This is a genomic window from Psychrobacter sp. TB55-MNA-CIBAN-0194 (assembly GCF_040309505.1).
GTDB classification, from domain to species: domain Bacteria; phylum Pseudomonadota; class Gammaproteobacteria; order Pseudomonadales; family Moraxellaceae; genus Psychrobacter; species Psychrobacter fozii.
Genome location: NZ_JBEOOW010000830.1, coordinates 1 through 233, shown reverse-complemented (window position 1 = coordinate 233; position 233 = coordinate 1). Strand labels below are relative to the sequence as shown.

Sequence of the window (233 nt, the reverse complement as noted above, 5' to 3'; positions counted from 1 at the left end):
AACTTAGGCTTTAATGCGTATTAATAAGGCTTATAGCGCTGTACATGTTTCAATTGCATCACCCGTGCTACCATCTTGCATATGGCTAAACAGCGTGCCTTCAGAGCCAGTACCTGATGCTTTAGTCCAAAACTCGTACTTGTCATTCATATAGCGCGCACCACTGGCCGACACAGCAATCTTCATTTCGTATTCTGTACCTAAATAGTCAACTGTTGCAGTGTCTGTAGAGG

The 233-nt window shown here is 43.8% G+C and carries 1 protein-coding gene; it reads right to left on the bottom strand.

Going from position 1 to position 233, the window contains the following annotated elements:
* Positions 1-30: 30 nt before the first annotated feature.
* On the bottom strand, positions 31-233 hold a 203-nt coding region (locus tag AAEY75_RS17240), incomplete at its 5' end, for an MliC family protein (protein WP_352260406.1).